8 protein-coding genes are annotated in these 8131 nt (G+C 74.5%); 5 read left to right on the top strand and 3 right to left on the bottom strand.

The features are described from left to right. Nucleotides 1-26: 26 nt before the first annotated feature. Both IH61_RS0133615 and IH61_RS0133610 read right to left on the bottom strand, forming a co-directional pair. Entirely contained in the window at nt 27-383 is a 357-nt protein-coding gene (locus IH61_RS0133615; protein ID WP_031076917.1) for a DUF6204 family protein, read from the bottom strand. Between the two features lie 43 nt (nt 384-426). After that, nucleotides 427-744, bottom strand: a complete 318-nt coding sequence (locus IH61_RS0133610; protein WP_031076915.1) for a hypothetical protein — start codon at nt 742-744, stop codon at nt 427-429. A 170-nt stretch (nt 745-914) separates the two neighbouring features. Between IH61_RS0133610 and IH61_RS0133605 the strand changes: the two genes are divergently transcribed. The 4 genes from IH61_RS0133605 to IH61_RS0133590 all read left to right on the top strand — a co-directional run bounded on the left by IH61_RS0133605 (nt 915) and on the right by IH61_RS0133590 (nt 5475). Beyond that, complete coding sequence (locus tag IH61_RS0133605) at nt 915-1550, top strand: TetR/AcrR family transcriptional regulator (RefSeq protein WP_051838509.1); 636 nt, start codon at nt 915-917, stop codon at nt 1548-1550. Further along, a complete protein-coding gene (locus tag IH61_RS0133600) occupies nt 1547-2932 on the top strand; it encodes a carotenoid oxygenase family protein (RefSeq protein ID WP_031076912.1) in 1386 nt (461 codons plus the stop codon). Before IH61_RS0133605 ends, IH61_RS0133600 begins: the two co-directional genes overlap by 4 nt. Before the next feature lie 143 nt (nt 2933-3075). Then, nucleotides 3076-4584 carry a PQQ-binding-like beta-propeller repeat protein gene (locus IH61_RS0133595; RefSeq protein ID WP_158845582.1) on the top strand — a complete coding sequence of 503 codons (1509 nt, stop codon included), beginning with the start codon at nt 3076-3078 and terminating at the stop codon, nt 4582-4584. An 81-nt stretch (nt 4585-4665) separates the two neighbouring features. Next, complete coding sequence (locus IH61_RS0133590; protein ID WP_031076908.1) at nt 4666-5475, top strand: alpha/beta fold hydrolase; 810 nt, start codon at nt 4666-4668, stop codon at nt 5473-5475. 36 nt (nt 5476-5511) lie between these two features. Here the strand turns inward: IH61_RS0133590 and IH61_RS0133585 are convergent, their stop codons facing one another. Next, nucleotides 5512-6501 (bottom strand): ArsR/SmtB family transcription factor, encoded by a 990-nt coding sequence (locus IH61_RS0133585; protein ID WP_031076906.1) that lies wholly within the window; start codon nt 6499-6501, stop codon nt 5512-5514. A 201-nt stretch (nt 6502-6702) separates the two neighbouring features. On the opposite strand from IH61_RS0133585, the gene IH61_RS0133580 reads away from it, so the two are divergent. Then, nucleotides 6703-8091 (top strand): alpha/beta fold hydrolase, encoded by a 1389-nt coding sequence (locus tag IH61_RS0133580; RefSeq protein ID WP_031076904.1) that lies wholly within the window; start codon nt 6703-6705, stop codon nt 8089-8091. Nucleotides 8092-8131: the final 40 nt, after the last annotated feature.

Below are 8131 nucleotides of genomic sequence, written 5' to 3'. Positions count from 1 at the left end.
GGGTCGGCCGGGAGGGGTGGGGCGGGCTAGCGGGGGGACTGGGCGGCGCGGCGTTGACGCTTGCCGAGCGGGGCCTGGGAGAGGTCCTCGGCCTGGGAGCGGAGGTTCCTGCAGCCGTAGCCGCGCTCGTCCAGCCAGGCGCGGGCCGCCTGTTCCGCCCGCTCGGTGGCGAGGAGGATGTCCTCCTCCTCTTCGCCCTCGTCGAGGAAGCGGAAGGTGAAGGCGGTGCGGGCGGTGAGGTCGTAGGAGAGGTGGCCCTCGCGGGTGAAGGCCGCGTGCAGCACGTCGTGCCGGGGCGCCTCGGCGAGGAGTTCGGCGCGCTGCGCGTCGGTGAGGCCGTCGAAGACGCCGCGCACCATGATGCGGAAGGTTCGAGTGGTCATGCCCCGACGATAGGCAGCGGAAGTGCCCGTTCGCCAATGTGATTCACGGGTCGTGGTGGGTCAGCAGGGACCAGAGGACCCAGCCGGTGGTGCGGGTGCGGGCGACCAGGACCTTGGCCCAGCGGGCGCCCAGTGGCGAGGTCCAGGTGTCGACGACCTCGACGCGGTCGCCGGTGCGGGCGAGGCCGAGGACGGTGTCCGTGCCGGAGTGGTCGCGGCGGACGTTGGCGGCGTTGGCGGAGACCTCCCACCAGCCGGTCCCGACCTCGGGAGGGCGGGCGGCCTCGGGGGTGACGGCGGCGGGGACGAGCAGGATGGCGAGGGCGATCACGGCGGCGGTCGCCCGGCCGATCACGGCCACGGATGCCTCGGTGCGAGGAGGGACGGGTACGGAGGATCGGTGGTCATGCCCTGCAGAACGAGCCCGGCGGCCCGCGCGCACTGCCCGGGGGCGAGGCTCACCCGGTCGGGGGACGGGCCTCCGGAGAAGGGGGGTGGCAACAGTGTTTCCCATCGGATACGGTGTTACCCATGAGCACGCCCTACCAGGAGGCGCAGCGGGCCGGCCAGGCCGCCGTCCGCGCCGTGATCCTTGACCGCGCCATCGCCCTGCTCGTCGCCGAAGGCCCCGCCGCACTGACCGTGCGGCGCATCGCCGGGGACGTCGGCTCCTCGACGAAGGTGCTGTACACGATGTTCGGCGGCAAGGAGGGGCTGGTCGACGCGCTGTACCGGGAGGGGTTCGCGCGGCTGCGCCGGGCGCAGGAGCAAGTCCCGCGCGGGGACGACCCGTTGGCGTACCTGATCGCACTCGGGCACGCCTACCGCGCGCATGCGCTCGCCGAACCCGGCTACTACCGCGTGATGTTCGAGCAGCCGGTGCCCGAATTCCGGGCGGGGGAGGAGGCGTTGGCGGCGGCCGACGACGTTTTCGGGACCTCGGTGGAGGCCGTGCGCGCCTGCATGGCGGCCGGGATCTTCCGGGCCGGGGACGCGCACGAGGTCTCCCAGCTGTTCTGGGCGGCCTCGCACGGAGCCGTCAGCCTCGAACTCTCCGGGCACTTCGCGCCGGCCGCCGCGGGCGTGCTCTACGACAAGCTGATGACCGCGATGGGGACGGCCTGCGGGCTCGCGGAGCCGCCCCGGTCCGAGGGGGACACCACATGAGCCGCAACCGCTACCTGTCCGGGAACTTCGCGCCCGTGACCGAGGAGATCACCGCCCACGACCTGCCCGTCACCGGCCGGATACCCGGCCACCTCGACGGCCGCTACCTGCGCATCGGCCCCAACCCGCTGGGCATCGAGGACCCGGCCGCGCACCAGTGGACGCTCGGCGCGGGCATGGTCCACGGGGTGCGCATCCGCGACGGGCGCGCCGAGTGGTACCGCAACCGCTGGGTGCGCAGCGGCGCCGTCGCCGACCACCTGGGCGAGCCGCGCCGGGGCACTCCCGTCGACGAGAGGCTGGACATCTCGCCGAACGTGCAGGTCGCGGGCCTCGCCGGGCGCACCTACGCGCTCACCGAGGGCGGCATCCGCCCGTACGAACTCACCTACGAGCTGGACACGGTGGGCCCGTGCGAGCTCGGCCTCACCCCGCAGGGGTACAGCGCCAACGCGCATTCGGTGTACGACCCGCACAGCGGCGAACTGCACTCGCTCGCCTTCCGGTACGGGACGGACCTCGTGCAGCACATCGTCATGGACGCGGGCGGCGCGGTGCGCAGGGTCACGGACGTGACCGTGCCGGGCAACCCGTACATGCACGACTTCGCGCTCACCGAGCACTACGTCCTGCTCTACGACACCCCGATGGTCTTCAGCGCCGCCCACCTGCCCACCGGCGTGCCCTTCACCTGGGACGCCGAGCGCCCGGCGCGGGTCGGCGTGATGCCGCGCGGGGGCGGGCCCGTGCGCTGGTTCGAGCTGTCGCCGCACCTGGTCGGGCACACCCTCAACGCGTACGAGCGCACGCCGCTGCAGCTGGTGGTCGACGTCGTGCGGCACCCCGAGGGAATGGACCTGCGGAGGCTGGGCGAGAGCCGGCCCACCCTCGACCGGTGGACCGTGGACCTGGCCGCCGGCACCGTCAAGGAGGAGCGGCTGGACGACCGCACCCAGGAGTTCCCGCGCGTCAACGGCCGCCACGCGGGGCGCCCGTACCGGTACGGCTACGCCGCCGTCGTCGAGCTGTACGCCCGGCCGACCGGGCCGGAGGACGACCGGCCCGAGGAGGGGTTCGGCAACGCCCTGCTCAAGCACGACCTGGAGCGCGGCACCACCGAGGTGCACGGGTTCGGGCGGGACGCCGCCGTGAGCGAGGGGGTGTTCGTCGCCGCCGAGTCGTCCGGTACGTCGTCCGGCGCGTCGCCTGCTGCGGAGGATGACGGGTACGTGATGGCGTACGTCCACTCCCCGGAGCGCGGTGCGAGCGACCTGGTGATCCTCTCCGCCCAGGACTTCACCGGCGAGCCGCTCGCCCGCGTCCACCTGCCCGCCCGGGTGCCGCTGGGGCTGCACGGGAACTGGGTGGCCGGGGCGGAGTAGGCGCGCCTCCGCGTGCTGGACTTCTGATCCGGGGTGAAGGGTTTTCCATGCTCTTTGTTCCGCCCGCCCTCCGGCTCTGCGACGATCCGGTGATCGTCCGCCCCGCCCGAGGGGCTTCGGAGCGTGGGGGAGAAGAGACCGGCATGGCCGAGGGGCCCGTGGACAGCGCCGTCCGGGGGAGACGGCGGGGTGGAGGGTTTCCAGGGCGCGCCCTGGACCGGGAAGCCTGGATGGTCGTCTCCGGCGGGGTGCTCGGTGCGATGTTCGCCGCGATGGGGCTGGCGGTGCTGTTCGGCCCCGCCAACGGCTTCGGGGGTGCGGGCCTGCCCGTGATGGGGGTGGCCAGCATCCTCGGGCTGATGCCCTGCGGCGCCGGGCTGGTGTGGGCGCTGATCCACCCCCGCCGGGGCCTGCCCGCGGTCGCCCTGGGCACGGTGCTCGGTCTCTGCCTGTTCGGCTGCTTCGCCGGGGACGGCCTCAACGACTCCTGGAAGGCCCCGCCGGACCGGCCCGCCACCGCCCGCGCGGTGGGCAGCTGGACCAGCGGGGACCTCGTGGTGCGGGTGCGTCCCGACCAGGTCGTCGCCTACCGGGGCACCAGCGGGGCCGTCGCCTGGCGGTGGGCACCCCCCGGCGCCGAAACCGTCTGCGCGATGAGCCGGGGCGTCGGGCCCGGACGCGTCGGCCTGATCGGGCACTCCCCGAACGGCCGCCCGTGCGCCGCCGTCACCGCGCTCGACCTCGCCGGCGGCGGGCCGAGCTGGACGGAGACCGTCGACGCCCCCGCCCGGGACGGCGACTCCGCCTCCCCCGACCAGCTCGCCGTCGCCGGGGACGAGGCCGTGCTGCAGGGCAAGGACGACTGGCGGGCCGTACGGCTCTCCGACGGCCGGACCCTGTGGCACAGCCAGGCAGGGGCCGGCTGCACCCCGCTCCAGGTCGCGGGCGGGACGGAGACAGTGGTCACCGTCGCCCAGTGCGGCGCCGCCGCCCCGCCCGTCCTGCGCGCCCTGGCGCCCTCGGACGGCCGCGAGCGCAGCCGCATCGCCCTGCCCGCCCAAGGGGGCCTGCGCAACCTCGCCGTCGTCTCCGTCGCGCCGCTGGCCGTCTGGGTGGACGACCAGGCCCAGGGCGGCACCCACGCGGTGCTCAGCTTCGACGGCGACGGGCGGCAGCGGGCCGCGATCCCCGTCTCCGGGGACGAGTACGACCTCGACGTGATGCTCGGCGGGGTCCACGCCTTCGACGAGTTCAGCGCCCGCCCGCTCTTCGGCGGCGTCGTCGTCGGGGACCTGTACATCGCCCCCGGCGGCAAGCCCGGCGACGTGCGGATCGGCGGCGGCCGCCGGCCCGTCCGCGTCGCCACCGGCCGGCTCGTCGCCTACTCGCTGGTCGACGGGCGGCGGCGCTGGACGGCCGGGCTGGACGACCAGGTCACCGGGGTGCTGCTGGACGGCGACTCGGTGTGGGCGATGACCAGGAACCGGCTGACCAGGATCGAGGCGTCCACCGGGCGGACGACCAGGCAGCTGGACGTCAACGGCACCGCCTCGCTCTACCCCGTCGACCTCGCGCTGGCGGGGGCGGAGCGGTTCACCGTCGTCGCGGAGGACGGGACGCGGGACGAGCCTCCGGTGCGGGGCCTCGACTAGGCCGTCTGTGTCCGGGCCGTCTGTGTCAGTCTGGTGGAGGAGCGCCGCACAGTCGGGCGTTCCGGGACCGGGAGGCTCGTGATGGCCGGGATCAGGGTGAACGGGGTGTCGCTGCACTACGAGGCCCGGGGCTCGGGCCCCGGCGTCGTCCTGGTGCACGGCTCCTGGAGCGACGCCGACTCCTGGGCCCGGGTGCTGCCGGGCCTGGCCGAGCGGACCACCGTCGTCGCCTACGACCGGCGCGGGCACAGCCGCAGCGAGGACCTGCTCACCCAGGGCTCGGTGCACGAGGACGCGGCCGACCTCGCCGGGCTCGTCCAGTGCCTCGGCCTCGCCCCCGCCTTCGTCTACGGCGACTCCTACGGCGCCCTCGTCACCCTGCGCCTGGCCGCCGCCCGTCCGGACCTGCTGCGGGGCCTCGCCGTCCACGAGCCGCCCGGCAGCGGCATCCTCCTCGCCGACGCCGACCTGAGGCCCATCGGCACCGCCTTCGCCGACCGGATCGCCGCCGTACGGGAGTTGCTGGAGCAGGCCGAGTCGGCCGCGGCCGCCGAGCTGTACGTGGACAGCCTCGCGTTCGGCCCCGGTGCCTGGGAGGGGCTGCCCGCGCCGACCCGGCACGCGTACGTGCGCAACGCGGCCACCTACCTCGACGAGCTGCGCGACCCGGACGCCCTCGACCTCGACCTCGCGAACCTCGCCCGGTACGGGGACCCGGCGCTGCTCACCCAGAGCGACGACAGCGCGCCGATGTTCGGGGAGGTGCTGGACCTCATCGACCTCACGCTGCCGAAGGCCGAGCGCCACGTGTACCGCGGCGCCGGGCACGCGCCGCACCTGTCGCAGCCGGAGGAGTGGCTGCGGGTGGTGCTGCCCCGGGCGCTCGCCTAGGAGCCGTCCGGGAGCCGTCCGGGAGCCGGACAGGCCCTAGGCGGTTTCCGTCATTTCCTCGCCGCGCGGGGTGCGGTGGTAGAGCACCTCGCGGCCGCTGCGGACGCGGCCGACCAGGCCCGAGCGGTGCAGCACGCCCAGGTGGTAGGAGACCGTGCCGGCGCTGAGGAAGTGGCGGGCGGCGAGGGTGGCGGTGGTGGACGGGGCGACCAGGGCGGAGAGCAGGTCCGCCCGGGTGGGGCCCAGGAGTTGGGCCAGGGCCGGGGTCGGTGTCCGGGGGACGGCGGCGGGCAGGGTGATCGGGTAGATCAGGGTGGGCACGCGGTGCATGCCGTCGACGGTGTCCAGGATGACATGCACGTCCCGGCAGACCAGGGTGGGCATCAGCAGCACCGTGCGGGCCGGCAGGTCCACCTCGAAGCGGCTCTCCAGGCGGATCACGCCGTTCGTCCAGGACAGCTGCGGTGTCAGGGAGTTGAAGAGCGCACCGGTGCCGTGGCGGGCGATGAAGCGGCCGCGCTGGTCCACCTCGGAGTCCAGCACCGAGCGCGCGTCCGGCCAGTACGGGGCGAGGGCGGCCTCCCAGTAGCGGCCCATCTCGTCGGCGACGCGTTCGGCGAAGTAGCGGGGGCCGCGCTCCAGGGTGCGCAGGACGGTGTTCGGGAGGTGACGGCCGTTCAGTTTCGCCTTGGCGAGGCCACGTTGGGCCGTGGCCATCTCCGCGCGGACCCGGTCCTCGGGGGTGCGGCGCACCGCCTCCAACTGCTCGGTGACCGTCGGGGCCGGGCCCAGGGGGTGCGGGGTGAGGAAGTCGGGGATGTAGCCGCCCGCCTGGTTCAGGGCCAGCCCGGCGAGCAGGTCCAGGCCCTCGCGGCGCAGCACCCTGCGGGTGCGGCCGACCCAGGCGTACGGGCCGCCACGGGTGTTGAGGCCCGAGGCCATCAGGGTGTTGACGGCCTCGTGCAGCGGCGAGACCACGAAGCGGGTACGGGCCAGCCCGGTCGAGTCGATGGTGAGCCGGATCACGGCCCGTCCTCCCCTGGTCGGTTTGCGTTCGCCTCGAATCCGCCGGGCGGGTGGAAACGTCCGGTGTGTTCCTTTTCCGGAGCCCCAGGATTCGACGCTGGTCGAATCCTGGCACGAACGCTCGCCTTCGAAGCAGCCCCGGGCACAAGCTTCTTCCCGTGACCGCGCCAGGCAGGGCGCGGCGCGAACGGGAGGACGAACATGACGAGCACGCGAGGCCGCCTCGCCGCGCTGCTGGGCGCCGTCGCGGTGATCGCCGGCACCACGCTGGCCACGCCGGCCGTGGCCGACCCGGCGCCGTCGGCGGCGGGAGGGGTCGCCGGGCAGGCGCCCTGCCAGGGGGCGCCCGAGTTCATCTGCGGCAGCATCACCGTCCCGCTCGACCACAGCGGCGCCGCCCCCGGGACCCTCACGCTCGACGTCGCCATGACCGGCAACACCGACGCCCCCAAGGGAGACCTGCTCTTCCTCACCGGCGGCCCCGGCCAGCCCGGCGTCCCGCTGATCCGGCGCGTCGCGAGCAAGCTGCAGCCCGTCCTCAAGGACTACCGCCTGGTCATGTTCGACCAGCGCGGCACCGGCGAGCGCGCGATCCGGTGCCCGGGCCTCCAGGAGGACATGGGATCCTCCGACCTCGCCGTGCCGCGCAAGCAGTCCATCGCCGACTGCGCCGCGATCCTCGGGCCCAACGCCCGCTACTACAGCACGGCCGACACCGTCGCCGACATGGACGTGCTGCGCCGGGCCCTCGGCGACAAGCGGCTGACCATCGACGGCGTCTCGTACGGCACCTTCGTCGCCGAGCGGTACGCCCTCGCGCAGCCCGCGCACGTGGCGAAGCTGGTCCTCGACTCCGTGGTGCCGCAGCAGGGTTACGACCCGCTCGACCTCGGCGCGCTGCCCGCCACCGCCCGGGTGCTGCGCGCCGCCTGCGCCGCCACCGGCTGCACCACCGACCCGGCCGAGGACCTCGCCGCCACCGTGCGCAGGTACGGGAACGGGGTGCGGATCCTCGACGCGATCACCAGCTACGAGTTCGCCGACCCCAACTACGGGGGCGTGCCCGAAGCCCTGCACGAGGCGGCGAACGGCAAGCCCGAGAAGCTCGACGCGTTCATCGACACGGTGCACCAGAACGACGCCGCGCCGGCCGAGTTCCTCAGCCAGGGCCTGCACGCCGCCACGTTGTGCGGCGACGGGAACTACCCGTGGGGCACCTCGGACACCCCGGTCGCGGGCCGGGCCGCCGCGCTGGAGCGCACCCGGCGGTCGCTCGCCGAGGAGCCCGAGCAGACCTGGCCGTACGACGCGGCGACCGCCACCGGCGGCGGCAGCCTGCTCGTCTGCCTGGACTGGCCGCGCATGCCGGTGCCGCCCGCGCCGCCGGAGCACCGCAAGCTGCCCAACGTGCCGGTGCTGCTGCTCGGCGGGGACCGGGACCTGTCGACGCCGTACGAATGGCTGTTCCGCGAGGCCGAGTTCGTCCACAAGCCGGAGATCGTGATCGTCCCCGGCGCCTCGCACTCCGTGCAGTCCCGCGCGGTGAACCCGCTCGGGCGGCAGGCGGTCTACGACTTCCTCCTGGGCTGACGCGCTTCCCGGGCGGCGGATCCGTTCCGAACAGGGGACG

This window comes from Streptomyces sp. NRRL WC-3742 (assembly GCF_000720635.1).
Classification (GTDB): domain Bacteria; phylum Actinomycetota; class Actinomycetes; order Streptomycetales; family Streptomycetaceae; genus Kitasatospora.
This window is presented reverse-complemented; position numbering and strand designations above follow the sequence as displayed.